This window comes from Croceibacterium ferulae, from assembly GCF_003660445.1.
Taxonomy (GTDB): Bacteria; Pseudomonadota; Alphaproteobacteria; order Sphingomonadales; family Sphingomonadaceae; genus Croceibacterium; species Croceibacterium ferulae.
This window is the reverse complement of sequence record NZ_QZVQ01000006.1, coordinates 121,862-147,130: the sequence shown is the minus strand read 5'-3', so window position 1 is coordinate 147,130 and position 25,269 is coordinate 121,862. Positions and strand designations below refer to the sequence as shown.

Sequence of the window (25,269 nt, the reverse complement as noted above, 5' to 3'; positions counted from 1 at the left end):
TGCGTTGCGCAGGCAGCATTGAACCGCTGGTGAATAGAAGGCAAAGGCAACGCCATGACTGCCCGCCGATCCGCCCTTGCCCGTATCTTCCGCCCCCGGTCCGATCCGCGGGACGGGCTGCGGCCCTTGTGGCATCGCGTTGTCGGCGCCTCCCGCAATCCCGACTGGTATGCGCAGGGGCACGTCGCCGACACCGTCAGCGGGCGGTTTGACATGATCGCCGTGATCCTGGCGCTGGTGCTGCTGCGGCTGGAATCGGCGGGCGCACCGCCCGAACATGGCGTGCACCTGACCGAACTGTTCGTGGAGGATATGGACCGCCAGTTGCGCGAGACGGGTGTGGGCGACCTGGTGGTGGGCAAGCGTATCGGCAAGCTGGTCGCGGCGCTGGGCGGCCGGCTTGGCGCCTTCCGCGACGCCTTCGCCGAAAATGCGGAGCCGGCGCTGCTGGAAGATGCCGCACGCCGCAACATCACCCTGAACGATGGCGCCGACGGCAGCGCGATCGCCGGGCTGCTGCGGACCTACCATGCAGAACTGGCCCGCTGCGAGCCTGCCGCCATCCTGGCCGCGGAGTTGCCGCGATGAGCGATGCCGAACAGCCGGAGCAGGTGCGCCCCGAGATGTCGCGGATGGTGGACCGGCGGCACATCACCACCCGGCCGGTGCGGATCACGGCCGACGAGGCGGAGCGTGCCGCCCTGGCGCGCAGGTTCGAACTGGTGGCGATACAGCGTCTGGCGGCCGAGCTGGCGCTGGTGCTGGAAGGGGAGCGCGTCACCGCCACCGGCCGCCTCCAGGCCGACATCGTGCAGACCTGCGCCATTTCCGGCGCCGACCTGCCGGTGACGATCGACGAGGAACTGCGCCTGTTCTTCGTGCCGGAATACACGATAACGGCCGAGGAACTGGAGCTGGAGGAGGAGGATCTCGACCAGCTGTTCTATACCGGCACCACCTTCGACCTGGGGGAGGCGGTGGCGCAGAGCCTGGCGCTGGCGATCGACCCCTATGCCTGCGGGCCGGAGGCCGATCGTGCGCGCGAGGAAGCGGGCCTCAATGCGCCGGGCGCAGGCGGTCCGTTCGCTGCGCTTGCAGCCTTGCAGAAGAAGTAAGCCGTGCCGCCCTCGCAGCCTCCAGCCGCCGCTGCCGCGCCTCGCGCCGGCGCTTGATCGCCACAAAGCCGGTGATCGCCACCGTGCCCGCCAGGCACAGCACGTCCTCCGCCACGCCGACCGGCAGGTCGCGCCCCAGCGCCCGGGAGGCGAAGGCGCGCACGCGGTAGCCGATGAACGCGCCCGCGACGGCACCCGCAGCGCCGATCAGCGCGGCCTGCTGCCTTTTCTCCGGCCGGGCGATCGCCGCCGCCGACAGCGCCGCGCCTGCCATGCGTCCGCCCAGCGCCACCGGGTCGGTGCGATCGGGCGTGGCCGGCTGCACATCCACGTAATATTCCGCCGCCGCGCCCGCCACGAACAGGGCGGCCGTCACCGGATGCCCCATGAAGGCGAGCCTGCTGCCGTCCAACTTCAGCGCACCGGTGGCCGCTGCCAGGCTGGTGATGGCCGGCGGAGTCATGGTCCGCTGCCCGTTGGCCATGCCCAACGCAAAGGGCAGCGCCGCTTCCTCCAGCGGAAGCGGTGTATAATCTCGCCGGTCCGCCTTGCCGCGCAACGACCGGCGTACCGCCTCCGTCGCCAGGCCGAACACCATGTGGGAGACGTAGGCATAGACGTGCGTGCGCAGCGTGTACTGCCATGGCGGGCGGGCCAGGCCGGTCAGTGGCACGGCCAGCTGGTCGATCAGGGTGGCACTGGCGAGGCCGAACAAGACGCCCCTGCCCTTCGTAGCCGGGCCATACCGCTCCGCCACCAGGCCGTAGGCCGCACCGGTCAGGCCGCCGACAAGGTAATGCACCGCGCTGCCGGCGGCCGGCCGATCATCCTTGCCCACATCCCGCCCGCTCACCAGCCGCGCCACCGCATTCGCGGCCTTTTCCGGCGCGGGTGTCCGGTCGCCATGCTGCGGGCCGGAGGGCTGGAACAGCGGGATCACCGCATTCTGGAACCGGTCCATTGCCCAGGACGCGGCAATGCCGGCGGCAAGCCCGCTGGCGGTGCCGCGCATGTCGTCAAGCGTGCGGGTGGCGGGAAGGGGATTGGCGGCCATTGGCAGGTACTCCAGCTGTCTGCCCTTCTCTACCCGGCGACGCAGCGCCGGTTCCACGGCTGTCCGGGTGGCAGCAGGCACGAAAAAGGGCGACACCCGCAAAGGTGCCGCCCTTCCTCTCCATTATTCTGTCCTCAGCGCTTGCCGCTCATCCGGCTGGCGGCGTAGCCACCCAGCGCCACGGTGATCAGGCCTACCGGCCCGAGCCGCCGCAACAGCGGAACGGCCAGAGCGCCGACCAGGGCGCCGCCGGTTCCGCCGATGCCGCCACGTGCCTTTTCCGCCACCCGCGCGCCGACTGCGGCGCCAATCATCTTGCCGATCATCGAAGATCTCCTTGGAATGTGACTGGCAAGCGCGGCAGGAGGGGATTGGTTCCGGCAATCAGCGCCGCTGCAGCGCCGCCTCGCATTGCGTCATCAACCCGTCCATGATCGCCTGCACCGGCTCCTCCTGCGTCACCATGCCGACCGACTGGCCCGCCATCAGGCTGCCATTCTCCACATCGCCGTCGATCACCGCGCGGCGCAGTGCGCCCGCCCAGTAATGCTCGATCTGCAGCTGTGCCTCGGCCATCTCCAGCGCCTCCCCATCCAGCATGCTTGCGACCTCGCGCTGCTTGGCGGTGAACACCTCCGTCGCCTTGTTGCGCAGGGCGCGCACCGGGATGACCGGCAAGCGCGCATCGACCTGCACGCTGGCCACCGCATCACGCGCACTGGCGCGGAAGAACGCCTTCTTGAAGGCAGGGTGCGCAATGCTCTCGGTGGCGCAGGCGAAACGGGTGCCCAGCTGCACGCCGACCGCGCCCATCTCCAGGTAGCCGGCGATCGCCTCCCCCCGGCCGATCCCGCCGGCAACGAACACCAGGTGATCCTCCGACAGCGCGGGCAGGAATTCCTGCGCCAGCACGCTGGTGGACACCGGACCGATATGGCCGCCCGCCTCCATCCCTTCGATCACCAGCGCATCGCCGCCGCTGCGCAGCAGCTTCCTGGCCAGCGCCAGCGTCGGCGCGAACACGATCACCTTGCCGCCGAACGCCTTGATCGCTTCCACGCTGCCCTTGGGCGGGATCCCGCCCGCCAGCACCACATGGGTCACGCCGTGGCGGCTGCAGACCTCGATCAGGTCGGTCAGCTGCGGGTGCATGGTGATCAGGTTCACGCCGAAGGGCCGGTCGGTCAGCGCCTTGGTGGCGGTGATCTCCGCGTCCAGCAGTTCGGGGTTCATCGCCCCGCAGGCGATCACGCCGAAGCCGCCGGCATTGCTGATGGCGGAGACCAGATTGCGTTCCGACACCCAGCTCATCGCCCCGCACAGGATCGCATGTTCGCTGCCGAGGAAGTCGGCACCGCGGCGCATCAGCGCATGGGACTTGGAGTAGGCTGCCATTATGCACCTCGACACGGGGAAGCCGGGCGCTCTAGGCAAGGGTGGATCACAGGGCAAGCAGGAGCAGCGCGTGAGTGACTATCGCACAATCAGGGTTGCCGCCGACGGGCCGGTCACGATCGTCACCCTGAACCGGCCGGAGGCGCTGAACGCGCTGTCCTCGGCCGTGCTGGAAGAGCTGATCGCCGCCTTTGCCGCCTTCGAGGCTGACGAGAGCCAGCGCTGCGCGGTGCTGACCGGTGAGGGCAAGGCCTTCGCCGCCGGCGCCGACATCAAGGAGCTGGCCACCACATCGGCCGCGCAGTTTTACGCCGCCGATGGCCTGGGCCGCTGGCAGAGCCATCTGGTGCGCGCCACCCGCAAGCCGTGGATCGCGGCGGTCAACGGCTTCGCACTGGGCGGCGGGTGCGAGCTGGCGATGATGGCCGATCTGATCATCGCCGCCGACTCCGCGAAGTTCGGCCAGCCGGAGATCAAGCTGGGCACCATTCCCGGGATGGGCGGCACGCAGCGCCTGGCACGCGCGGTGGGGCAGGCAAAGGCCATGGAACTGATCCTGACCGGCCGGATGATGGACGCTGCCGAAGCGCAAGGCGCCGGCCTGGTGGCGCGCGTGGTGCCGGCGGATGGGCTGATGAACGCCGCGCTGGAGACCGCCCGCGCCATCGCCGCCATGCCGCCGCTGGCCGTGCTGGCCGCAAAGGAAGCGGTCCATGCCGCCGCCAACCTCCCGCTGGAAGACGGGTTGGTGCTGGAGCGCCGGCTGTTCCACCTGCTGGCCGGAACCGAGGACAAGGCCGAGGGCATGGCCGCCTTCATCGAAAAACGGCCGGCGGAGTGGAAGGGGCGTTAGGATTCCAGGGGCTGAGTAATCAGGCAGCTGCCATTGGCAGCGAAGCGGATCGCCTCGATCGATGGCGCCAGTGCGCACCCGCCCGGCTCCACTGTATCGCCCTCTACCTCCGCCGCACCTTCGCGCGGGATCACCAGCAGCGGGCCTGAATAGCGCGCCCTCGTCGCAGCGTCGGGCTCGCCATCAACGCGATCCAGCCGGAAATGCGGGCCGTCCACCAGTGCCACGTCACCGCTGGCCGGCACGTGCCGGCGATTGGCCGGATCATGCACGCCTGCCTGCGATACCGCCACGCCATCATCCAGATGCAGCTCGCGCGGCCGGCCGTAATCGAACAGACGATAGGTGATGTCGCTGTTCTGCTGGATCTCGATGATCGACACTCCGCCGCCGATCGCGTGCACGGTGTTGGCGGGGATGTAGAAGAAGTCGCCCGGCTTCACCTTGTGCCAGACCATCATCTCTTCGATCGACCCGTCCTCGGATGCGGCGCGCAGATCGTCAGCGCTCAGCTGATGGTCGAACCCGATGCCGAGAGTCGCGTCCTCCTCCGCGTCGATCACCAGCCAGCATTCCTCCTTGCCCTGCTTGCCCAGGCCCCTGGCCTCGGTCTGCGTGTCGGAAGGATGCACCTGGATCGACAGTTTCTCGCTGGCGAAGATGTATTTCACCAGCAGCTGCGGCAGCTGCTTTGGCGGCTCGAACCAGATCTCGCCGATCCGCTTGCCTTCGGGCGCGGAAAAGGGGGCGGGCAGCGTATCCATGCCCCAAGGCTTCTCGACCGTCTTCGTAGGCAGCAACATCAACGGACCCCTCTATCGGCGCAGCAGCTATCAGCGCATCAGGCGCAGCAGCTCTTCGATCTCCACGGTGGCGAAGCCGACGGCGCTGTCCGATATGCCATAGGGCACCAGCAGGCGCTCGCCCACCTGCAGCACGCCGCAGGTATAGACCACATTTGGCACATAGCCCGACCGATCGGCATCAACCGCGCTCAACACCGGTTCGCGCGTGCGGCCGATCACCTTGGACGGATCGTCCAGATCCAGCAGCGCGGCGCCCAAGCAATATTTGCGCATCGCGCCGACGCCATGGGTGAACAGCAGCCAGCCCTCATCCGTGCGGATCGGGCTGCCACAATTGCCGATCTGCACGAATTCCCACGGGAATTGCGGCTCCATCAGCAGCGCGCCTTCATCATCCCAGCGGTCCAGCCGGTCCGACGTCAGCAGGAACAGGTTCTTGCCATCCTGCCGGCTTACCATCGCATACTGCCCACCGATCTTTTCCGGAAACAGCGCCATGCCCTTGTTGCGGCCGGCGCGGCCGGTGATCGGTTCCAGCAGGAAGCGACGGAAGTCGCAGGTGCGCAGCAATTCGGACCTGATCGTGCTGCCCGAATATGCGGTATAGGTGCCGATCCACTCGTAATCCCCGCCGCCATGGTCGAACCGCACCATGCGCAGATCTTCCAGCCCGTGGCGCTGCTGTTCGGTGATGGGGAAGATCACCGTGTTGCTGAGGCTGCTGTCGAAGTGGCGGTGCACGGTGACGCCGGCATCGCTGTCGGTCAGCGTGGCATCGTCCAGCTCGACACTGGTGGCAAAGGCGCTCTGCGGCCACAGCGTGAAATTGCCATCGGCTTCCGCGATCCCCTCCCGGAAGGCGACCGAACTGATATGCCCTTCGCCCACGGCCCGCAGCGTCAGCACGAAACGGCAGGCGCCATTGGCCATGCCGCTCTGGTCCGGATGCGGCACGATGGACGGGTTCATCAATGCCGCGGCGGCATAGGTATATTCGTGGCAGAAGAACGCCCCGACCAGCCGCTGCCGGGTGAGCGAGAAGTCGCAGCACTGCGCCGGCAGGGTCGCCTGCACTTCGGCAAAGCGCTCCTCGAACATCTTTTCGGTCTGCCAGTGACGCGCCACGAAGTCGCGCCGGACGCGGGTGTACTCCGCCTCCGCCTCCGCTTCCGACAGGGCGGCAATATCCTCCACCAGCTTCAGCGCCCGCCCTCCCGGAGCGTTCCATGCCGACCACCCGAGATGGAACGGCCGCAGGACTACCCGCGACGGATCGGCGTGCAGCCGCTCATCCAGGATCTGCAAAGGACTGTTCGGCGACGCGCCCTCGGAACCCACATTCATCTCCAATCGACTCGCGCTGCTGCGTTCTGGCGAGTGCTAGAACGGAATAATGCCCCAATTGGAAGGCGAGGATGGATTCCGCCCCACAATTGGCATTGGCGCCGCGCGGATTGATCCCGTCACGGCAACGGCCGGTCGCCAGGTCGGCCAGCACCACGCCGCGATCATTCGCCCCGAAGAACCAGTCGCGGGCGCATTGGGCGTGATCGACCCAGCGGGCATCGCCGATGGCATCGTAGGCGGCACGCGCCGCCTCGATCGCCGCCTGTGCCTCCAGCGGCTGCTGGTCGAACGGCAGATGGCCATGTTCGGTGCCGAAGCTGTCTGACCCGATCGGCCGGAAGTGACCGCTGGCGGCAACCTGCTGCCCAGCGATCCATTCCAACGTTTCCACCCCTGCCGCGACCCATTCTGCGCGGTCGAGCAGCACGCCAGCCTCGATCAGCGCCTGCGACAGCCGCGGATTGTCATAACCGAGCACGGCTTCGAACCAGGCCCAATCCGGTCGCCGCGCACCGCCAAGCAGCCGGTGCAGGAAGTCTGCCCCTTCGGCCAGCGTGTCGCGCGACAGGTCGTGATCAGGGCGGACGCGCAGCGAGCAGGCGGCGCCCAGCATGGTGAAGGCGATCGCCCGCGGGCTGGCCAGCTTGCGGGCATGCGGCAGCGCCGTGTCGAACATCCAGTGCGCCCATTCCACCATGTCGGCGGACGGCGCATTCTCCATCGTATGCCCCAGCGCCCACACGGCCCGGCCGTTCGAATCCTCGGACCCGGCATCTTCGCACCAGCTGCGATCGAACCGCATGAAGTTGCGAAAGATCTTCAGGTCCTGATTCCATGCGTGATGCACGAAGCTGGCATAGGTCATGGACCATTTCAGCTGCTCAGCCGGATCCAGCCCTTCGGCGACATTCATCAGCATCAGCGCGCGGGCATTGTCGTCCAGGCAGTAACCATGCCGGCGATCGGGCACGATGCCGATCGAATGCTGGAAGATGCCGGTGCCGTCGCTCATGGCCAGCACGCCGGACAGGCCGGGCATGGCGGTGGGCGGCGGTATGCGGCCGGCAGGGGCCACGGCCGCTTCCACCAGCGCGGCGGCGCCATCGGCGAAGCGTGGCCAGATCGTCTCCCGCCCGCGGGCATAGGCGCGGCGTTGCAGCGCCAGCAACTCTTCCGGGTCGTCCAGCAGGTGGTTGACCGCGTTGGCGATAGCGGGCGCGCTGCCCGGTTCGATCAGCACGCCGGCATCATCGCTCAGCAGTTCGCGGGCATGCAGGTAGGGGGTCGACACAACCGCCTTGCCAAGGGCCACGGCGTAGCTCAGCGTGCCGGAGGTGGATTGCTGCAGTCCGGGATAGGGCGTGACGTAGATGTCGCACGCTTCCAGCTGGTCCAGCAGTTCGTCCACCTCAAGGAAGCGGTTGTCCCATGACAGATGGTCGGCGACGCCCAGTTCCACCGCGCGCGCCATCAGACGCTCGCGATAGGCCTCGCCTTCGCGCGCGACCAGATTGGGATGGGTTGCGCCGACGATGCGGTACAGCACTTCGGGATGGCGCTCGACGATCGCGGGCAATGCCTCGATCACCTTTTCCAGCCCCTTGCCCGGCCCCAGCAGGCCGAAGGTCATCAGGACCTTGCGCCCGTCCAGGCCAAGCTGATGCTTGAAGGCGCTGTTGCGGCCGAACGGGCGGTCGGGCGCGCCATGCGGGACGACCTGCAATATGTCGTGCGGGGCGCCATAGACCTGGGCTAGCAGGTCGCGCGAATGGCCGCTCATCACCATGATCCGGCTGGCACGTTCGACCAGATGGGTCAGGATGGTGCGCTGGCGGGCAGACGGTTCGGCCAGCACCGTATGCGGCGTCAGGATCAGCGGAGCGGCAATGCGGTCCACGAAGCCGCTGACCATGTCGCCATCTGTGCCGCCGAAGATGCCATATTCGTGCTGCAGCCAGACCACGTCCACGCCGCTTTCATTGATCCGCCGCGCGGCCTGTGCGTAGCTGGCGGGATCGTTCCACGCGATGGTGCCGGCGACATTCTGGTAGGCAAGCGGGTTGGCCGGATCGTCCAGCGCATAGACGTCCACCTGGATGCGAGGATGGAATTCGCGCAGCTTGTCGAACACATCGCCGGTGAACGTCGCAATGCCGCATTTGCGCGGCACGAAATTGCCGATCAGCGCGATGCGACGCAGCGGGCGACGGACTTGATGCGGCATGTCGAGGCCCTCCTTGCGTCCGGCGCCCCGCGGTCCGGAAAAGATCGACTGGACCTGCCCGGTTGGCAAGCGCTCACCATCACCCATCGTTGCGTTCCCCGGAACCTGCTGGCGCTCCTGCCGCGTGCTGCCCCTACCGCCCGATCCATGCTGCCCTGCAGCATCAACCCTGTCACGGTTGCAGGACAGGCACGCCACGAGGCACAATAACCTGTCAAACCAATGCGTTTTGCCGATCCGATGTGCCGTCGCTACCTTCGCAGTTGCACAATCGTTCTATCAAATAGCAACTTTCAACGCAGCGATTCGGTTCCAGGGGGATGATCAGGTCACGCCATGCTGCATTTGCGATCCGGAAAGCGCGCCGGTGCGCGGCCCGGCAGCGGGCCAGGAGGGCGCTCCAGGTCGCATGCGCCCGCATCCGGCACAGACCCATGAGCCCGCAAGTCGCCGGAGAAGCGTATCTCGTACAGGTCGGCACAGCCGGTCAGGGCGCGATGGTTGCCCTGACCGGGCCGGTCACACGTCCAGGTTGGCGACGTTGAGGGCGTTCTGCTGGATGAATTCGCGCCGCGGTTCGACCACGTCGCCCATCAGCCGGGTGAAGATCTCGTCCGTCACGTCGGCGTCCTCTACCTTCACCTGCAGCAATGCGCGGTTCTCGGGGTCGAGCGTCGTCTCCCACAACTGGTCGGCATTCATCTCGCCCAGACCCTTGTAGCGCTGCACCGACAGGCCCTTGCGCCCCGTCTCCAGTACCGCGGCCAGCAGCTGGCTGGGCCGGGTGATCGCACCATCGAGCGGCCGGGTGGGCACGGCCTCGACCGCGCCGGGTTCGTCGGTGTCGCTTTCGGCCTCGACCGGAACGGGTTCGGGCTCGACCGTGCTGCCGCCGGCGGGTGCCTTCGTCAGGCGCGCTGGCGTGTCGTAGGCATCGGCATGCTCGCTCGCCAGCCGGTGCAGCTTGCGCGCCTCCGCACTGCCGACGAAGCCGGCTTCGATCAGATGCGCATCGGTCACCCCGCGCCACACCCGGTCAAACCGGATGGATCCATCCTCGCGCTGTTCGGCCGACCAGTTCGCCTCCGGATCGCTCAGCTGCATCTGCGCCGCGGCGCGCTGCAGCGCCACAGCCCGGGTCGGGCCATCCATTTCGGGATCGAGGGCGCCGGCCAGCGCCATCGCCTCCACCACCGCCGGGTCGTAGCGGCGCGGCACGAAGGCCATCAGGTTCTGCATGCGCAGCGCATGTTCGACCAGCGCGGTCAGGTCCTTGCCGCTGCGCGCGCCGCCGGCGCCTTCCAGCACCCGGCCCTGCAGCCCGCCTTCGATCAGGTAGCGGTCCAGCGCGGCCTGGTCCTTCAGATAGACCTCCGACCGGTTCTTCGCGACCTTGTACAAGGGCGGCTGGGCGATGAACAGGTGTCCGGCCTTGATGATTTCCGGCATCTGCCGGTGGAAGAAGGTCAGCAGCAGCGTGCGGATATGCGCGCCGTCCACGTCGGCGTCCGTCATGATGACGATCTTGTGATAGCGCAGCTTCTCCAGGCTGAATTCATCGCGGACGCCGGTGCCCATCGCCTGGATCAGCGTGCCGACTTCCTTCGACGAGATAATCCGGTCGAACCGTGCCCGCTCCACGTTGAGGATCTTGCCCTTGAGCGGCAGGATCGCCTGCACATGCCGGTCACGACCCTGCTTGGCGGAGCCGCCGGCGGAATCGCCCTCCACCAGGAACAGTTCGCACTTGCTGGGATCGCGTTCCTGGCAGTCGGCCAGCTTGCCGGGCAGGCTGGCAATGTCCATCACGCCCTTGCGCCGCGTCAGCTCGCGCGCGCGCTTCGCCGCCTCGCGCGCCGCGGCGGCGTCGATCACCTTGCCGATGATCTCCCTGGCATGGGCCGGATGCTCCTGCAGCCATTCGGACATCTTGTCGCCCATCAGCGCTTCCAGCGGCTGGCGCACTTCGGAACTGACCAGCTTGTCCTTGGTCTGGCTGGAGAATTTGGGATCGGGCAGCTTCACGCTGACGATCGCGGTCAGCCCTTCGCGCATATCCTCGCCCGACAGCGTGACCTTTTCCTTCTTCATCAGGCCCGATGAAGCGGCATAGCCGTTCAGCGTGCGGGTCAGCGCCGCGCGGAAGGCCGCCAGATGCGTGCCGCCGTCGCGCTGCGGGATGTTGTTGGTGAAGGCCAGGACGTTCTCGTAATAGGAGTCGTTCCATTCCAGCGAGACGTCGATGCCGATGCCGTCCTTCTCCGCCGAAATGGCGATGGGCTCGGGCATCAGGGGCTGCTTGTTGCGGTCCAGATATTTCACAAAGGCCGCGATGCCGCCCTCGTAGTACAGGTCATGCTCCAGCGGCACCTCGTGCCGGTTGTCGCGCAGGTTGATGCGCACGCCGGAATTCAGGAAGGCAAGCTCGCGGTAGCGGTGCTCCAGCTTGTCGAAATCGAACTCGGTGACGTTCTTGAACGTGTCGGTCGACGGCAGGAAGGTGACCTTGGTCCCCTTCTGCCCGGCGGGCACTTCGCCGCGCTCCTCCAGGGGCGCCACGGCGTCGCCATGCTCAAACCGCATCCAGTACTCGCGCCCATTGCGCCAGACCGTCAGCTCCAGCCATTCGGACAGGGCGTTCACCACCGACACGCCCACGCCGTGCAGGCCGCCCGACACCTTGTAGGCGTTGTCGTCGTTCGTGTTGTCGAACTTCCCGCCGGCATGCAGCTGGGTCATGATGACCTCCGCCGCGCTGACGCCTTCTTCCTTGTGGATGTCCACCGGGATGCCGCGGCCATTGTCCGTCACGCTGACCGATCCGTCGGCGTTCAGCTCGATCAGCACCAGGTCGCAATGGCCGGCCAGCGCCTCGTCAATGGCGTTGTCCGATACTTCGAACACCATGTGGTGCAGGCCGGAGCCGTCATCGGTATCACCGATATACATGCCGGGCCGCTTGCGCACGGCATCCAGCCCCTTCAGCACTCTGATCTGATCTGCGTCGTAGCCGTTCGGCTGCCTGGTATTCTCGCTGTCGCTCATGCCCATCATATAGGAATCTGCAGGCGCAGAGGAAAGCACGGAGCGTCCCGGTCCACAGCTTTCCAGCGATGGTGTGGCCCCAAACGCAAACGGCCGCCCCGGGGGGACGGCCGTCTGAATGTCAGGACGCCTGATAGTCTATCAGTGCGGCCACATCATCGGGTGACGCGAAGCGCCAGCATTGGTGATGTAGGCGACGAGCATGCGCTTCAGAAACTTGGCCATGATACTTTTCTCCTGCTATGGAGTGCCACCGCTTATACGGCCAGCACCTTGCAATTACGTGGTATGTTCTTCCGTCAGGCGCTTGTGATCGCCATCCGGGGTGTTCGCTTGTCGAGGCTGTATTTGCAGCGGGCGACGCCCAAACTCAAATGCGAAGAGGTTCACGGCTGTTGCAAGCTTTGCAACTCATCTCCGCAATTGTGCGTAGGCCTGTGGCAACCATGTCGCGGCGCGCTGCCCGTCCATGCTGGACACAGGCCGGGCGCTGTGCCTAACCGCCACGCATGAGCAGCATCGCCGATTCCCAGCCCGATACCATCCTGATCGTCGATTTCGGCAGCCAGGTGACCCAGCTGATCGCCCGCCGCGTGCGCGAGGCGGGGGTCTATTCGGAGATCGCCCCCTTCACCACGGCGGAAGAAGCGTTCCACCGCCTGAAGCCCAAGGGCATCATCCTGTCCGGCAGCCCGGCCAGCGTGCCGGCCGAAGGCAGCCCGCGCGCGCCGCAGGTGCTGTTCGACAGCGGCCTGCCGATCCTGGGCATCTGCTATGGCCAGCAGGTGATGACGCACCAGCTGGGCGGCGAGGTGCGGCCGGGGCACGAGACCGGCGAAGGTGGCGAGTTCGGCCGCGCATTCCTTACCGTGACCGAGCCTTGCGTGCTGTTCGACGGACTGTGGCAGGTGGGTGAACGGCACCAGGTGTGGATGAGCCATGGCGACAAGGTCACCCGCTTCGCCGATGGCTTCCGCATCGTCGCCACCAGCGATGGTGCGCCCTTCGCGCTGATCGCGGATGACGAGCGCCGCTATTACGGCACGCAGTTCCACCCCGAGGTGTTCCACACCCCCGACGGCGCCAAGCTGCTGGCCAATTTCGTGCGCCATGTCTGCGGCCTAACCGGCGACTGGACCATGGCCGAGTTCCGCCGCGCCAAGATCGACGACATCCGCGCGCAGGTGGGCGATGCCCGCGTGATCTGCGGACTGTCCGGCGGCGTGGATTCAGCGGTGGCCGCGGTGCTGATTCACGAGGCGATCGGCGACCAGCTGACCTGCGTGTTCGTCGATCACGGCCTGATGCGGCTGGGCGAGGCGGAGCAGGTGGTCGGCCTGTTCCGCAATCATTACAACATCCCGCTGGTCCATGTGGATGCGGAAGAGCTGTTCATGGACGGTCTGGCCGGGCTGACCGATCCGGAAGCCAAGCGCAAGTTCATCGGCAAGACCTTCATCGACGTGTTCGATGCCGAGGCGAAGAAGATCGGCGGCGCCGACTTCCTGGCGCAGGGCACGCTGTACCCCGATGTGATCGAAAGCGTCAGCTTCACCGGCGGCCCATCGGTGACGATCAAGAGCCACCACAATGTCGGCGGCCTGCCCGAACGCATGAACATGGCGCTGGTCGAACCCTTGCGCGAACTGTTCAAGGACGAAGTGCGCGAACTGGGTCGCGAGCTGGGCCTCCCGCCCGCCTTTGTCGGTCGGCACCCCTTCCCCGGCCCCGGCCTCGCCATTCGTATCCCGGGCGAGGTGACCAAGGAACGCTGCGACATCCTGCGCAAGGCGGATGCGATCTACCTGGAAGAGATCCGCAATGCCGGGCTATATGATGCCATCTGGCAGGCCTTCGCCGTGCTGCTGCCGGTCAAGACCGTGGGTGTGATGGGCGACAGCCGCACCTATGATTCGGTCTGTGCCTTGCGGGCGGTGACCAGCACCGATGGCATGACCGCCGACGTCTATCCGTTCGACGGCGCCTTCCTGGGCCGCGTGGCGACCCGCATCGTCAACGAGGTGCGCGGCATCAACCGCGTGGTGTACGACTACACCAGCAAGCCGCCTGGCACGATTGAGTGGGAATAGCAGCCATCGTCAGGGGGGCTTGGCGGGCGAGCATCCTCGCCTCCGCTACCCTGTGCGCCTTGCCGGCTGCAGCGCAGGACAGCGGCGACCTGCGCTTCTGCCCAAACCGCCCCAGTCTTGGCGCCTCCGCCTGCACGACCGATCCCGGGCATGTGCAGTTCGAGGTCTCCGCGCTCGACTGGCAGCGCGACGACAATGCGCAGGAGCGCGAGGATCAGCTGCTTGTCGCCGACCTGCTCGCGCGCACCGGGATCGGCCCGCAGACGGAAATGCAGATCGGCTGGACCGCCTTCGGCACCGCGCGCCTCCGCGACAAGCCAACAGGTGATGTGAGCCGCGACAACGCCGTCGGCGACGTCCGCTTCGCCGTGCGGCAGAACCTGCGCAATCCGGATGGTGCCGGGCTGTCCTTCGGCATCGAGCCCTTCGTTGTCCTGCCCGTAGGCGGCGCGCCGATCGGCAGCGGGGATTGGGAGGCGGGCGCAATGGTCCCGGTCACCTACGACCTGTCGCCCTCGCTCAATCTCGCCTTCACCGGCCAGGTCGCGGCGCTGGCGGACGAGGATGGCGACGGGCGGCACCTGAACACCAGTGGCATTATCGGCCTGGGCTGCCAGCTTTCGGACGCGGTGACCTGGACCAGCGAAGTGTCCATGGAGCGCGACGATGATCCGGTCGGCGACGAGACCTATGTGCTGGCGGCGCAGTCGCTCGCCTGGCAGCCGACGAAGCGCATGCAGCTGGATGTCCTGGCGGCGGCGGGGCTGAACCAGGCGACGCCGGACATCCGGATCGCCCTGGGCGGTGCGATCCTGTTCTAGAATGCGGCTCGTTCAGGTCAGTTGTATCGAACCCATGGGCCTGGCAAGGCGCCGGTCGCTAAGGCGAAGTCGCGAACCACAGATGATGCTGCGGCCCCTTGCCATTCTCCCGCGCGCGCACGCGCCGTTCCTCCACCTCGAAGCCGGCGCTGTTCAGGCGACGGGTAAAGGCGTCGTCGGTGCCGGCGGACCAAACCGCCAGAATGCCGCCGGGGCGCAAAGCCCGGCGGGCTGCGCGCAGTCCGTCAGGCGTGTAGAGCGCATTGTTGGCCGGGCGGGTCAGCCCATCTGGGCCATTGTCCACGTCCAGCAGAATGGCGTCATACTCGCCGCGGGCCGAGACGATTTCCCAGCCCACATCGTTCATCCGCAAGGCGACGCGGGGATCGTCCAGGCAGCCGGCGGCAAGATCCTGCATCGGGCCGCGCGCCCAGTCGATGATTCCGGGCACCAGCTCGGCCACGACGGCCCTGCCCTTCGGACCCAGCCGCGCGAGCACGGCGCGCAGGGTGAAGCCCATGCCGTAGCCGCCGATCAGCAACCGTGCATCCGGCGGGGAGCCGAGGCGGTCCAGCGTCATGGTGCCGAGCGCCGCCTCCGAACCGCTCATGCGGCTGCTCATCAGCTCGTTGCGATCGAGCATGATGATGAAGTCGCGCCCGTGGCGGACCAACCGCAGCGGGGGGCCACCGGGCACCTCCGCTACGCCGATCTCCTCGCGCGGGATCACTTCTTGCGGGCTTTCCTCGCCGCATATTTCGCGTCGCGGATAGCCTTCAGCTCCTCGGCCGTCTTCTGCGGCTTGGGCGCGTTGGCGATGGCCGCGGCTTCCTTCTTCGCCTGCCGCTCGGCCTTTTCCTCGGCCAGCTTCAGCTGGCGGGCAGCGCGCTTCTCCGCCGCGGCGGCTTCCTTGGCGGCGGCGATCTCGCGCTGGCGGGCCAGCTCTTCTGGATCGATCGGCGCCTTGGTGCGCAGCTTTTCCAGCGCGCTTTCTTTGGCCGCACGCGAAGCGGCGGCACGGTCCTGAAAGTCGGGGGCCTTGAAACCGGCCATGTATGCAATGCTCCTGATAGGGGATCGGCCAGATCGGCCGATCGGCGCCCTAGCAGATATGCCTGGCCATTGCTGCCCCCTAAGTGGCGGCGGCCTTTACCAGGCGAAACCCTGCTCCACCGCGCGGCATTCTGCGGGCGTGCTGGTGCGACCAAGCGCGGCGTTCCGGTGCGGAAAGCGACCGAAGCGGGCGATCATGCGATAGTGATCTACGGCAAAGGCGCGATTGGCGGGCAGGCCCAGCTGCGTGAAGAAGCGGACCGATCGCAGCTGGTCCGCGATCTGTTCACTATGCATCAGGGGCATGGCCAGGAACACGCGCTGTTCCGGTCGCAAGGCCCGGTCGAAACCACGCGCCAGCGCGCCATGGGTGATCCGCTGCGCCAGCGGGTCGAAGGCGAAGGTGGTCGCGGTGCCGCGAAACAGATTGCGCGGCACCTGGTCGAACAGCAGCACCGCGGCGAGTGCGGTATGCGGATCGGTCAGGAAGCTGGGCGGACCTTGCGTCCACAGGGCGGCGAGATCAGGGGCGAACCGGCGGTGCAGCTCGGCATCCACATCCTTGTCAGGCGCGAACCACTGGCCGGGGTTCAGGCGGCGGAACCAGAAGTGCTCCAGTTCCGCCGCCCAGCGCCGCTGCGCTCCGGTGTTCGAAATGCGTCGAGTGTCAGTTGTCACCTGGCTTGGTGTAAGGCACGAAACCATCGATGGCTACAATGCCGCTCAACATGCCGCTTTGCCGGTCGACGGTCTGCATCAGGTCCTGCCGGCACAGCTGCCCGCCGGAAAACCGCCGCACCACCACGACGTCGTTCGGCCCCAGGACCGAAGGATCACGCGGGCGGGCGACATACAGGGTGTTGCCCCGGTCATACACGAAGCCGACACCTTCGATCGTCTCCAGCCGGTTGGAGTTGGGGGCATAGACGCAGCTGACCATCTCGCCGGCCGTGCGGCCTTCCAGCCGTTCGGCCAGCCGGGCCTGGTTGCGTTCGGCACGTGTGGTGGGCTGCGGGGCATCATCCTGCGCGGCGATGGCCGGTACTGTGATGCTGGCCAAGGCGGCGGCCGCAAGCGAAACAATGAAACGCATGATTCGTGTCTCCGTATGCACGAAGACCTAGCGACCCTTGCGTGAACCGGTGCTGACCTTCCTGTTCAGTGGTCGACGCGGGACACGTCATGCCCCAGCCCGGTTTCCGTGATGTCGCCCTGATCCACTTCGTGCCGGTCACGCTCCTGCGCCGGACCGTCCGCCAGGATGAACCGGCGGTCGCAATAGCCGCAATCGACGAAGCCCTTCTCATCGATCTGCATGTAGACCCGCGGATGGCCGAGCGAGGCGGAGCGGAAATTCGGGCCGGAGCGGATGTCGCCCGAACCGTCGCACCACACGCGGCGGGTTTCCACGATCGTTGTCTCGGGTGCGTTGTCCATGCCGACGCGCATATCCCGGTGCCTGCCGCCTTGCAAGACACGCCACCTTGCAAGACCTGGCCGCCTCCGCCACATCGCCGCCATGTCCGACGCCGCAATCGAAATCCGCGATCTGGTGAAAACCTATGCCGCGCAGAAGAACCAGCCGGTCAAGCATGCGCTGCAAGGCGTAAGCCTGGATGTGCCGAATGGCGGCATCTTCGGCCTGCTGGGCCCGAACGGCGCCGGCAAGTCCACCATGATCAACATCATGGCGGGACTGGTGAACAAGACCGGCGGCACCGTGCGCATCTGGGGCCACGACATCGACCGCGACCATCGCAATGCCAAGCTGTCGATCGGCATCGTCCCGCAGGAGATCGTGTTCGATCCCTTCTTCACCCCGTTCGAGGTGCTGGAAAACCAGGCCGGCATGTATGGTGTGGCCAGAACGCTGCGCCGGTCGGAAGCGCTGCTGCGCGCGGTGCACCTGCACGACAAGCGCAATGCCTATGCCCGGTCGCTGTCGGGCGGGATGAAGCGCCGGCTGCTGATCGCCAAGGCGATGGTCCACGCCCCGCCCATCCTGGTGCTGGACGAGCCGACCGCCGGCGTCGATGTGGAGCTGCGCCGGCAATTGTGGGAGCTGGTAGGCGATCTGAACAGCCAGGGGGTGACGGTGGTGCTGACCACCCATTATCTGGAGGAAGCGGAGCAGCTGTGCGACCGCATCGCGATCATCAATCACGGCACGCTGGTGACCAACCAGCCCACGCGCGAACTGATCGCGATGGCGCGCGACAAGATCGTGCGCGTGACGCTGGAACGCGACCTGACCGTTCCGGCGGAGGCGATCATGGGCGATCCGCTGCTGACCAAGGCGGTGCTGATCGACCCGCGCACGCTGGAAATCACCTATGATCGCGACCGGATGAGCGCGGGGCAGGTGCTCGCAATCCTCCAGCGCGAAGGCTACACCATCCAGGACGTGACCACGCGCGAGGCGGATCTGGAAGATGTCTTCGTGCAGCTGACCATGCAGCAGCAGGCCGCGTAGCGCGGCAAGTGGCCAGCGTCCGCTTGCGGACTGCCCGCTCTGCCGCCATGACCCGGCGCCATGACAAGCACCCGGCACGAGCATGACGTCCTCATCATCGGCTCCGGCGCAGCGGGGCTGACGGCGGCGCTGTCGCTCGCCAATCATTGCCGCGTCACCGTTCTGGCCAAGGGACCGCTCACCAGCGGCTCCACGGCCTGGGCGCAGGGCGGGATCGCCGCCGTGCTGGATGCGGGCGACACGTTCGAGAACCATGTCCGCGACACCATGGTGGCAGGTGCGGGGCTGAACCGGCGCGAGACGGTGGAGTTCGTCATCGCCCAGGCACCCCAGGCGATCGAACGGCTGCGCGAACTGGGCGTGCCGTTCAACCGGGAGAGCAACGACCTCGCCGGCGCGCTGCACCTCACGCGCGAGGGCGGCCATTCGCATCGCCGCATCGTGCATGTGGCGGATGCCACCGGCTGGGCGGTGCAGGCCGCGCTGCTGAAGGCGGCGGAGGACCACCCCAACATCACCCTGCTGCCCGACCGCACCTGCATCGACCTGATCACCGGCCGGCACGAGGCGCGCTACTCCGGATCGGGCCGGGTGTGGGGCGTCTATGCGCTGGACGCCGCCAGCGGCGCGGTGGAGGCGCATGTCGCGCGCGCCACCATCCTGGCGAGTGGCGGGGCCGGCCGCGTGTACCAGTTCTCCACCGCGCCGCGCGGCGCCACGGGGGACGGGATCGCCATGGCCTGGCGGGCGGGCGCACGCGTCTCCAACATGGAGATGATGCAGTTCCACCCGACCTGCCTGTACCACCTGGACGTGAAGAACTTCCTGATCACGGAAGCGGTGCGCGGCGAAGGCGGGCGGCTGATCAATCCGCGCACCGGCAAGCGGTTCATGGAATTCTACGATCCGGACCGCATGGAACTGGCCCCGCGCGACGTGGTGGCCCGCGCCATCGATGCGGAGATCAAGCGCTTCGGCCTCGACTACGTGCATCTGGATATCAGCCACATGCCGGCAGAGTTCGTGCGCGAGCACTTCCCCAACATCCACGAAAAGCTGGCGGGCCTGGGCATCGACATGACGGTGCAACCGATCCCGGTCGTGCCGGCGCAGCATTACACCTGCGGCGGAGTGCTGGTGGACCTGGCCGGCCGCACCGACCTGCCCGGCCTCTATGCCGCCGGCGAATGCACCGAAAGCGGGCTGCACGGCGCCAATCGCCTTGCCAGCAATTCGCTGCTGGAATGCTTCGTGTTCGGGGAGGCCGCGGCGGAGGACATCATCACCCGCTGGCACAGCTTCGAGGCTCCCCCCTCGATCCGCCCGTGGGACGAGAGCCGCGTCACCGATTCGGACGAGGAGGTGATCATCAAGCAGAACTGGACGGAGATCCGCCGGTTCATGTGGAACTATGTCGGCATCGTGCGCACCACCAAGCGGCTGGAGCGCGCGGCGCACCGCATCAAGCTGCTGACGGAGGAGGTGGAGGATTATTACGGTCACTTCCGCGTGACCACCGACCTGATCGAACTGCGCAACCTGCTGCAATGCGCCGACCTGATCGTCCGCTCCGCCCTGCGCCGCCACGAGAGCCGGGGTCTGCATTACACGCTGGACTACCCGCAGACCGATGCCGAGGCGATCGACACGGTGCTGGTGCCGTAGGCCACCCTGCCCATCAGGCCGCGCGCGGTCCCCACAGGATGATCGCCGCGCCGGCCAGACACACCGCCCCGCCCAGCACATCCCACCGGTCCGGCCGCACGCCTTCCACCAGCGCCATCCAGAGCAGCGCCGACAGGATGTAGATCCCGCCATAGGCCGCGAAGGCCCGCCCTGCATGCTCCGCCTCCACCAGCGTGAGCAGCCAGGCGAACAGGCACAGGCTGGCGATGCCCGGCACCAGCCACAGCGCCGACCGGTCGAGCCGCAGCCACGCCCAGAAGGCGAAGCAGCCGGCGATCTCCGCCACCGCGGCACACAGGTAGATCAGCGCGCTCATGCTCCGCTGATGCGCCGCCAGCCAGGATCGTTCAACCCGGCGGCAGGCGGGTCAGGCCGCGATCGACCACCTTCTCCTGCGCGTCCGCGATGTCGCCCGCGACATCGGTATCCGCGTCATCCTCGCTGGCTGGCAGATCGGTATCGTGGCCCTCTTCCGTCAGCCGGTCTGCGCCCATATCCGCCTGCCGCGCATCACGCGCCAATTCGTCCGCGCCCAGCTTGCTGTTCACCTTGGGGGGTTGCATCCTTGGCTCCTCGTGCTTCGTTCCTGCCGTCAGAACGCACGCGACCGAACACTCGCCCCGACAAATATTTTTGCCTGCTTGCGCCTGCCGCGATTGCCGCAAATCTGCCGCGTCGCACCGTATTGCCCGCGCCAGACACCCTGGCCGGCGCTCAGATATTCACAGCCACAGCTTGCGTCCCAATCCAGCCGTGGCCACAAGGGGTTGTGGTCAGCGCGCCAGATGGCGGCGCAGACCGGTGGACAGAACGGGGATAAGTTTTTCCCCGCAGGGTGTCGGCAAGGGTTAGGTTGGATGCTCCAGCCGAATCGTGCGGGTGCCCATTCTTGGGTTGCAGCACAGGATTTGCCGGCGATGGATTTCAGAAACAGCGACGAGGCGGCCATGGCTCACGAGAGCGACAGCGATACGGCAGTGATGGAGAAGCCGGACACGGCGGCGATGGCAGCGGCCGCGCTGGCGGCAGCGGCGGCTTCCCAGCCGGCGGGGGACTCCAAGACGATCAATGCGCGTCGCTTCTCCATTCCGACCGATCCGTCGCGCGATGCGCTGCTGACGGAATTCGGGAAGGACACGCTGACCGACCGTTATCTGCTGCCCGGCGAATCCTACCAGGACCTGTTCGCCCGCGTGGCCGACGCCTATGCCGATGACCAGGCGCATGCCCGCCGCCTGTACGACTACATCTCCAAGCTGTGGTTCATGCCCGCCACCCCTGTGCTGTCCAATGGCGGCACCGGGCGCGGCCTGCCGATCAGCTGCTATCTCAACAGCGTGGAAGACAGCCTGGAAGGCATCGTCGGCACCTGGAACGAGAATGTCTGGCTGGCATCGCGCGGCGGCGGCATCGGCACCTATTGGGGCAATGTGCGCGGCATCGGGGAGCCGGTCGGTCTGAACGGCAAGACCAGCGGCATCATTCCCTTCGTGCGTGTGATGGACAGCCTGACGCTGGCGATCAGCCAGGGCAGCCTGCGCCGCGGTTCGGCCGCCTGCTATCTCGACGTCTCCCACCCGGAGATCGAGGAGTTCCTGGAGATCCGCAAGCCGAGCGGCGACTTCAACCGCAAGGCGCTGAACCTGCATCATGGCGTGCTGCTGACCGACGATTTCATGGAAGCGGTCCGCTCCGGCGCCGACTGGGACCTGAAGAGCCCCAAGGACGGCTCCGTCCGCGCCACGGTCCATGCCCGTTCGCTGTTCCAGAAGCTGGTGGAAACCCGCCTGCAGACGGGCGAGCCCTATATCGTGTTCGCCGACACGGTGAACCGGATGATGCCGCGCCACCATCGCGAGCTGGGCCTGAAGGTCTCGACCTCCAACCTGTGTTCGGAGATCACCCTGCCCACCGGCCGCGACCATCTGGGCAACGACCGCACGGCGGTCTGCTGCCTGTCCTCGCTCAACCTGGAGACGTGGGACGAGTGGCAGGGCGACAAGACCTTCATCGAGGACGTGATGCGCTTCCTCGACAACGTGCTGCAGGATTACATCGACCGCGCGCCGGAAGAGATGGCCCGGGCTCGCTATTCCGCGATGCGCGAACGCAGCGTCGGCATGGGGGTGATGGGCTTCCACTCCTTCCTGCAGAAGAAGAACATCGCTTTTGAAAGCGCGATGGCGAAGGCCTGGAACCTCAAGATGTTCCAGCACATCAATGCCAAGGCGAACGAGGCGTCGATGTTCCTGGCCAAGGAACGCGGCCCCTGCCCCGATGCCGAGGATGTCGGCGTGATGGAACGCTTCAGCTGCAAGATGGCGATCGCGCCGACCGCGTCGATCTCCATCATCTGCGGCGGCACCAGCGCGTGCATCGAACCGATCCCGGCCAATATCTACACGCACAAGACGCTGTCGGGCAGCTTCGTGGTCAAGAACCCCTATCTGGAACGCCTGCTGCAGGCCAAGTCCAAGGACTCGGCGGCCGTGTGGAACACGATCCTGGAGAAGAACGGCTCGATCCAGCACCTCGACTTCCTCACCGTGGAGGAAAAGGCCACCTTCAAGACCAGCTTCGAGATCGATCAGCGCTGGCTGCTGGAATTCGCCGCCGACCGCACACCCTACATCGACCAGGCGCAGAGCCTCAACCTCTACATCCCGGCCGATGTCGACAAGTGGGACCTGATGATGCTGCACTTCCAGGCGTGGGAGAAGGGCATCAAGTCGCTCTACTACCTGCGCAGCAAGAGCATGCAGCGCGCCGGTTTTGCCGGCAGCGGCGGGGTGGAGGCGGACAACACGCCCGACCTCGCCAAGTTCGAACTCGGCGCGGACGGGCAGACCGATTACGAGGAATGCCTCGCCTGCCAGTAGCCGCGTGATTTCAACCGGTCGCCCTTGCCCTTTGCCGCCACGCATGCTGAAAGCGCGGCGCCAGGGGGCTGGGCAGCCGCGGCGCTGATGCGTCGAGGAAAGTCCGGGCTCCACGAAACAAGGGTGGCGGGTAACGCCCGCCCGCGCCGGGCAACCGGCGTGAGGGACAGTGCCACAGAGAGCAGACCGCCGATGGGGTGCCCGCTTCGTGCGAGCATCAACAGGCAAGGGTGAAAGGGTGCGGCAAGAGCGCACCGGGGTTCCGGCAACGGCGCCCGCGACGGCAAACCCCACCCGGAGCAAGACCGAATAGGGGTCTCGCGCCTCAATGCAGGCAGGGGTGTTTCGCCCCGAGAGGCCCGGGTTGGTTGCTAGAGCGCGCCGGGCAACCGGCCGCCCAGATGAATGGCTGCCCCTCGTCTCCGGACGAGGACAGAACCCGGCTTACAGGCCCCCTGGCACCGCCTGTCCGCCGATAGCCTAATCCACCGTCACTTCCATGAAGCGCCGGTCCGTGCCTTCCAGGCGCACGGCGGTCAGCCGGCCGGTGCGATAGGCACCGGTATCGATGCCGATCCGGTTCACCCGCTCCTCCGGCGCGTCCACGATCGTATGGCCATGCACCACCATCAGCGGATGCGGCGCCCCGTGCGAGAGGAAAGGTTCGCGGATCCAGCGCAGGTCGCGGGTCTGCTGCTCGGCCAGCGGAACGGCCGGATTGATCCCGGCATGGACGAACAGATAGTCGCCGATGATGACCATGTCCTCCAGCCCCTGCAGCCAGGCGATCACATCCGCAGGCACCGCATCGCGCATCAGGGCCTGCGCTTCGTCCAGCTCCGCCGCGTTGAAGGCGGCGCGATCCACGCCGAAGCTCAGCGCCGTCTCCCGCGCGCCGTGACGCAGCAGCGACCGGAACACCTCCCGGTCGGTCAGGCTGAACAGGAACATTTCCTCGTGATTGCCGGCCAGCACGCGCACGTCGCGGTCGTGCTGCAAGGCGCGCGCGCGCGCGATCACGCCGGCACTGTCCGGGCCGCGATTGATCAGGTCGCCCAGCAGCACGATCGTCGTCCGCGCCCTGGCGGAGGCCGCGTCATCCGCTGCAATGGCGGCCAGCATGGTATCGAGCAGGTCCAGCTGTCCGTGAATATCGCCAATGGCATAGACCCGCTGCCCCGCCGGGACGGCCGGCCGATCCGCCTGCGGCGCACGGTTGAAGAGCTGTTTGAGAGAACCGAACATGATGTGAAAGTTGCGCCTAGCTGCTTTGTTATGAACGGCCTGACAACAGAAATGTTGCGGATTTCCCCTCATCTGTTGCCGGGTGAACACAGCCCCCGCAGGATTCGCGCGCGCCGCCGCTTTGATCGCTTGTGCAGTGCGGCAGAAATGCGCAATCTGCGGGCACAGCGATGAATACCGCCTCACGCAAGGAGAAGGCGGGTCGTGCTGCGCAGGTGGAGCCGTTCGATCACACGATCAAAGGGATCCATTGATGTTCACGTCTCTCCGCGGCCTGGCCGCCTCTACCCTTCTCGCAACCGCGGCGCTGGTCGCCATGCCGGCTGTCGCGCAGGATGCCGTCGACCCGCCAAGCGACCTGACCGTTGGCGGTTCCGTCGCACTCGTCTCCGACTACCGCTTTCGGGGCGTGTCGCAGACGGACGAGGAGATGGCCATCCAGGGCGGCATCACTGTCAGCCACGCGTCGGGCGCCTATGTCGGCACCTGGGCTTCCAACCTGTCGGGCTGGGGCACGTTCGGCGGCGCCAACATGGAACTGGACCTGTTCGGCGGCTATGCCATGCCGCTGGGCGACAGCGGCGCCACGCTGGATGTGGGCCTCACCTGGTACATGTATCCGGGCGGCTTCGACGACACCGATTTCGCCGAACCCTACGTCAAGCTGTCGGGCGATTACGGCCCGCTCTCCGCACTGATCGGCGTCGCCTATGCCCCGGAACAGGGGGCGCTGGCCAACGTCTCCAACCACCCGGACAGCAATGGGGAGAGCGAGGACAACCTGTACCTGTGGACCGATCTCAGCACAGCGATCCCCAACACGCCGGTGACCGCCAAGGCGCATGTCGGCTATTCCAACGGCAATCCGGGCCTCGGCCCCAACGGCACCAGCCTGTCGCCCACGGGCGAGTATTTCGACTGGATGGTCGGCCTCGACGCCGCCGTCGGTCCGCTGACGCTGGGTGTCGCCTATACCGACACCAACCTGCAGTATGACGATTACGAATATCTGCTGCCCAACTTCTCGAGCACCAAGGACGGTTCCAACATCGCCGGCGCCCAGGTGGTGTTCTCGGTGTCCGCCGGCTTCTGATCGGCTGGATCGCGCGACGAAAGAAGGCCCGCGCCGGCGACGGTGCGGGCCTTTTCGCGTTGCGCGGCGGGCACCGCATCCTATCTCCGG

At 66.7% G+C, this 25,269-nt stretch carries 24 protein-coding genes and 1 other RNA gene; 10 read left to right on the top strand and 15 right to left on the bottom strand.

Going from position 1 to position 25,269, the window contains the following annotated elements:
• Positions 1-54 precede the first annotated feature (54 nt).
• Together D5S08_RS08205 and D5S08_RS08200 are read left to right on the top strand one after the other, a co-directional pair.
• Positions 55-588, top strand: a complete 534-nt coding sequence (locus D5S08_RS08205; RefSeq protein ID WP_121117389.1) for a ubiquinol-cytochrome C chaperone family protein — start codon at positions 55-57, stop codon at positions 586-588.
• Positions 585-1,115 carry a YceD family protein gene (locus tag D5S08_RS08200; RefSeq protein ID WP_175578904.1) on the top strand — a complete coding sequence of 177 codons (531 nt, stop codon included), beginning with the start codon at positions 585-587 and terminating at the stop codon, positions 1,113-1,115. Before D5S08_RS08205 ends, D5S08_RS08200 begins: the two co-directional genes overlap by 4 nt.
• Here D5S08_RS08200 and D5S08_RS08195 read toward each other — a convergent pair.
• The 3 genes from D5S08_RS08195 to D5S08_RS08185 form a co-directional block, all read right to left on the bottom strand.
• Positions 1,057-2,169, bottom strand: a complete 1,113-nt coding sequence (locus D5S08_RS08195) for a DUF4126 family protein (RefSeq protein WP_121117387.1) — start codon at positions 2,167-2,169, stop codon at positions 1,057-1,059. The genes D5S08_RS08200 and D5S08_RS08195 overlap by 59 nt on opposite strands.
• A gap of 134 nt (positions 2,170-2,303) precedes the next feature.
• Positions 2,304-2,495 (bottom strand): hypothetical protein, encoded by a 192-nt coding sequence (locus D5S08_RS08190; protein WP_121117385.1) that lies wholly within the window; start codon positions 2,493-2,495, stop codon positions 2,304-2,306.
• Between the two features lie 58 nt (positions 2,496-2,553).
• Positions 2,554-3,564, bottom strand: a complete 1,011-nt coding sequence (locus tag D5S08_RS08185) for an NAD(P)H-dependent flavin oxidoreductase (protein ID WP_121117383.1) — start codon at positions 3,562-3,564, stop codon at positions 2,554-2,556.
• A gap of 70 nt (positions 3,565-3,634) precedes the next feature.
• Between D5S08_RS08185 and D5S08_RS08180 the strand changes: the two genes are divergently transcribed.
• On the top strand, positions 3,635-4,417 hold the full coding sequence (locus D5S08_RS08180) for an enoyl-CoA hydratase-related protein (protein WP_241557299.1): 783 nt from the start codon (positions 3,635-3,637) through the stop codon (positions 4,415-4,417).
• On the opposite strand, the gene D5S08_RS08175 is transcribed toward D5S08_RS08180, so the two are convergent.
• The 4 genes from D5S08_RS08175 to gyrB all read right to left on the bottom strand — a co-directional run bounded on the left by D5S08_RS08175 (position 4,414) and on the right by gyrB (position 11,839).
• Entirely contained in the window at positions 4,414-5,181 is a 768-nt protein-coding gene (locus tag D5S08_RS08175) for a class I mannose-6-phosphate isomerase (protein WP_241557298.1), read from the bottom strand. The genes D5S08_RS08180 and D5S08_RS08175 overlap by 4 nt on opposite strands.
• Positions 5,182-5,250: 69 nt before the next feature.
• The gene (locus tag D5S08_RS08170; protein WP_121117377.1) at positions 5,251-6,567 is read right to left on the bottom strand and encodes a glycoside hydrolase family 130 protein; all 1,317 of its coding nucleotides are present in this window, start codon (positions 6,565-6,567) and stop codon (positions 5,251-5,253) included.
• Positions 6,512-8,794 (bottom strand): glycosyltransferase family 4 protein, encoded by a 2,283-nt coding sequence (locus D5S08_RS08165; RefSeq protein WP_121117656.1) that lies wholly within the window; start codon positions 8,792-8,794, stop codon positions 6,512-6,514. The genes D5S08_RS08170 and D5S08_RS08165 overlap by 56 nt, the downstream gene beginning before the upstream one ends.
• 519 nt (positions 8,795-9,313) lie before the next feature.
• Positions 9,314-11,839 carry a DNA topoisomerase (ATP-hydrolyzing) subunit B gene (gene gyrB / locus D5S08_RS08160; RefSeq protein ID WP_121117655.1) on the bottom strand — a complete coding sequence of 842 codons (2,526 nt, stop codon included), beginning with the start codon at positions 11,837-11,839 and terminating at the stop codon, positions 9,314-9,316.
• A 509-nt stretch (positions 11,840-12,348) separates the two neighbouring features.
• Here gyrB and guaA point away from each other — a divergent pair.
• Positions 12,349-13,929: a glutamine-hydrolyzing GMP synthase gene (gene guaA, locus D5S08_RS08155; RefSeq protein WP_121117375.1), complete on the top strand. Its 1,581-nt coding sequence runs from the start codon at positions 12,349-12,351 to the stop codon at positions 13,927-13,929.
• Complete coding sequence (locus D5S08_RS08150; RefSeq protein ID WP_121117373.1) at positions 13,920-14,750, top strand: transporter; 831 nt, start codon at positions 13,920-13,922, stop codon at positions 14,748-14,750. The genes guaA and D5S08_RS08150 overlap by 10 nt, the downstream gene beginning before the upstream one ends.
• Before the next feature lie 58 nt (positions 14,751-14,808).
• Here D5S08_RS08150 and D5S08_RS08145 read toward each other — a convergent pair whose 3' ends face one another.
• The 5 genes from D5S08_RS08145 to D5S08_RS08125 form a co-directional block, all read right to left on the bottom strand.
• On the bottom strand, positions 14,809-15,480 hold the full coding sequence (locus D5S08_RS08145) for a spermidine synthase (protein WP_121117371.1): 672 nt from the start codon (positions 15,478-15,480) through the stop codon (positions 14,809-14,811).
• Positions 15,477-15,803, bottom strand: a complete 327-nt coding sequence (locus tag D5S08_RS08140; RefSeq protein WP_121117369.1) for a DUF6481 family protein — start codon at positions 15,801-15,803, stop codon at positions 15,477-15,479. The genes D5S08_RS08145 and D5S08_RS08140 overlap by 4 nt, the downstream gene beginning before the upstream one ends.
• A gap of 96 nt (positions 15,804-15,899) precedes the next feature.
• Complete coding sequence (locus tag D5S08_RS08135) at positions 15,900-16,481, bottom strand: DUF924 family protein (RefSeq protein WP_241557297.1); 582 nt, start codon at positions 16,479-16,481, stop codon at positions 15,900-15,902.
• On the bottom strand, positions 16,471-16,896 hold the full coding sequence (locus tag D5S08_RS16410; protein ID WP_126665518.1) for a hypothetical protein: 426 nt from the start codon (positions 16,894-16,896) through the stop codon (positions 16,471-16,473). Before D5S08_RS16410 ends, D5S08_RS08135 begins: the two co-directional genes overlap by 11 nt.
• Positions 16,897-16,961: 65 nt before the next feature.
• A complete protein-coding gene (locus D5S08_RS08125; protein WP_121117653.1) occupies positions 16,962-17,240 on the bottom strand; it encodes a zinc-finger domain-containing protein in 279 nt (92 codons plus the stop codon).
• Positions 17,241-17,322: 82 nt separating this feature from the next.
• Between D5S08_RS08125 and D5S08_RS08120 the strand changes: the two genes are divergently transcribed.
• Both D5S08_RS08120 and nadB read left to right on the top strand, forming a co-directional pair.
• The gene (locus D5S08_RS08120) at positions 17,323-18,276 is read left to right on the top strand and encodes an ABC transporter ATP-binding protein (RefSeq protein ID WP_121117363.1); all 954 of its coding nucleotides are present in this window, start codon (positions 17,323-17,325) and stop codon (positions 18,274-18,276) included.
• A 60-nt stretch (positions 18,277-18,336) separates the two neighbouring features.
• A complete protein-coding gene (gene nadB / locus D5S08_RS08115; protein WP_121117361.1) occupies positions 18,337-19,941 on the top strand; it encodes an L-aspartate oxidase in 1,605 nt (534 codons plus the stop codon).
• 13 nt (positions 19,942-19,954) lie between these two features.
• Here the strand turns inward: nadB and D5S08_RS08110 are convergent, their stop codons facing one another.
• Both D5S08_RS08110 and D5S08_RS08105 read right to left on the bottom strand, forming a co-directional pair.
• Positions 19,955-20,278: a YnfA family protein gene (locus D5S08_RS08110; protein WP_121117359.1), complete on the bottom strand. Its 324-nt coding sequence runs from the start codon at positions 20,276-20,278 to the stop codon at positions 19,955-19,957.
• A 31-nt stretch (positions 20,279-20,309) separates the two neighbouring features.
• The gene (locus tag D5S08_RS08105) at positions 20,310-20,525 is read right to left on the bottom strand and encodes a hypothetical protein (RefSeq protein WP_121117357.1); all 216 of its coding nucleotides are present in this window, start codon (positions 20,523-20,525) and stop codon (positions 20,310-20,312) included.
• 354 nt (positions 20,526-20,879) lie between these two features.
• On the opposite strand from D5S08_RS08105, the gene D5S08_RS08100 reads away from it, so the two are divergent.
• A complete protein-coding gene (locus D5S08_RS08100) occupies positions 20,880-22,841 on the top strand; it encodes a ribonucleoside-diphosphate reductase subunit alpha (RefSeq protein WP_121117355.1) in 1,962 nt (653 codons plus the stop codon).
• Between the two features lie 60 nt (positions 22,842-22,901).
• Positions 22,902-23,304, top strand: an RNA gene (rnpB, locus tag D5S08_RS08095) — RNase P RNA component class A.
• A gap of 17 nt (positions 23,305-23,321) precedes the next feature.
• Here rnpB and D5S08_RS08090 read toward each other — a convergent pair.
• Positions 23,322-24,086 carry a metallophosphoesterase family protein gene (locus D5S08_RS08090; RefSeq protein ID WP_121117353.1) on the bottom strand — a complete coding sequence of 255 codons (765 nt, stop codon included), beginning with the start codon at positions 24,084-24,086 and terminating at the stop codon, positions 23,322-23,324.
• Positions 24,087-24,339: 253 nt separating this feature from the next.
• On the opposite strand from D5S08_RS08090, the gene D5S08_RS08085 reads away from it, so the two are divergent.
• Positions 24,340-25,179, top strand: coding sequence for a TorF family putative porin (locus D5S08_RS08085; protein WP_121117352.1), 840 nt, complete (start codon positions 24,340-24,342; stop codon positions 25,177-25,179).
• The last annotated feature ends 90 nt before the right edge of the window (positions 25,180-25,269 follow it).

Bases quoted from the DNA above. Each gene is read 5' to 3' on its own strand.
- D5S08_RS08100 (WP_121117355.1), top strand. From the start codon at position 20,880: ATGGATTTCAGAAACAGCGACGAGGCGGCCATGGCTCACGAGAGCGAC.
- nadB (WP_121117361.1), top strand. From the start codon at position 18,337: ATGACAAGCACCCGGCACGAGCATGACGTCCTCATCATCGGCTCCGGC.
- D5S08_RS08165 (WP_121117656.1), bottom strand. From the start codon at position 8,794: ATGCCGCATCAAGTCCGTCGCCCGCTGCGTCGCATCGCGCTGATCGGC.
- D5S08_RS08205 (WP_121117389.1), top strand. From the start codon at position 55: ATGACTGCCCGCCGATCCGCCCTTGCCCGTATCTTCCGCCCCCGGTCC.
- D5S08_RS08125 (WP_121117653.1), bottom strand. From the start codon at position 17,240: ATGGACAACGCACCCGAGACAACGATCGTGGAAACCCGCCGCGTGTGG.
- guaA (WP_121117375.1), top strand. From the start codon at position 12,349: ATGAGCAGCATCGCCGATTCCCAGCCCGATACCATCCTGATCGTCGAT.
- D5S08_RS08105 (WP_121117357.1), bottom strand. From the start codon at position 20,525: ATGCAACCCCCCAAGGTGAACAGCAAGCTGGGCGCGGACGAATTGGCG.
- D5S08_RS08175 (WP_241557298.1), bottom strand. From the start codon at position 5,181: ATGGATACGCTGCCCGCCCCCTTTTCCGCGCCCGAAGGCAAGCGGATC.
- gyrB (WP_121117655.1), bottom strand. From the start codon at position 11,839: ATGAGCGACAGCGAGAATACCAGGCAGCCGAACGGCTACGACGCAGAT.
- D5S08_RS08185 (WP_121117383.1), bottom strand. From the start codon at position 3,564: ATGGCAGCCTACTCCAAGTCCCATGCGCTGATGCGCCGCGGTGCCGAC.
- D5S08_RS16410 (WP_126665518.1), bottom strand. From the start codon at position 16,896: ATGCGTTTCATTGTTTCGCTTGCGGCCGCCGCCTTGGCCAGCATCACA.
- D5S08_RS08140 (WP_121117369.1), bottom strand. From the start codon at position 15,803: ATGGCCGGTTTCAAGGCCCCCGACTTTCAGGACCGTGCCGCCGCTTCG.
- D5S08_RS08085 (WP_121117352.1), top strand. From the start codon at position 24,340: ATGTTCACGTCTCTCCGCGGCCTGGCCGCCTCTACCCTTCTCGCAACC.
- D5S08_RS08170 (WP_121117377.1), bottom strand. From the start codon at position 6,567: ATGAATGTGGGTTCCGAGGGCGCGTCGCCGAACAGTCCTTTGCAGATC.
- D5S08_RS08120 (WP_121117363.1), top strand. From the start codon at position 17,323: ATGTCCGACGCCGCAATCGAAATCCGCGATCTGGTGAAAACCTATGCC.
- D5S08_RS08190 (WP_121117385.1), bottom strand. From the start codon at position 2,495: ATGATCGGCAAGATGATTGGCGCCGCAGTCGGCGCGCGGGTGGCGGAA.
- D5S08_RS08200 (WP_175578904.1), top strand. From the start codon at position 585: ATGAGCGATGCCGAACAGCCGGAGCAGGTGCGCCCCGAGATGTCGCGG.
- D5S08_RS08110 (WP_121117359.1), bottom strand. From the start codon at position 20,278: ATGAGCGCGCTGATCTACCTGTGTGCCGCGGTGGCGGAGATCGCCGGC.
- D5S08_RS08090 (WP_121117353.1), bottom strand. From the start codon at position 24,086: ATGTTCGGTTCTCTCAAACAGCTCTTCAACCGTGCGCCGCAGGCGGAT.
- D5S08_RS08195 (WP_121117387.1), bottom strand. From the start codon at position 2,169: ATGGCCGCCAATCCCCTTCCCGCCACCCGCACGCTTGACGACATGCGC.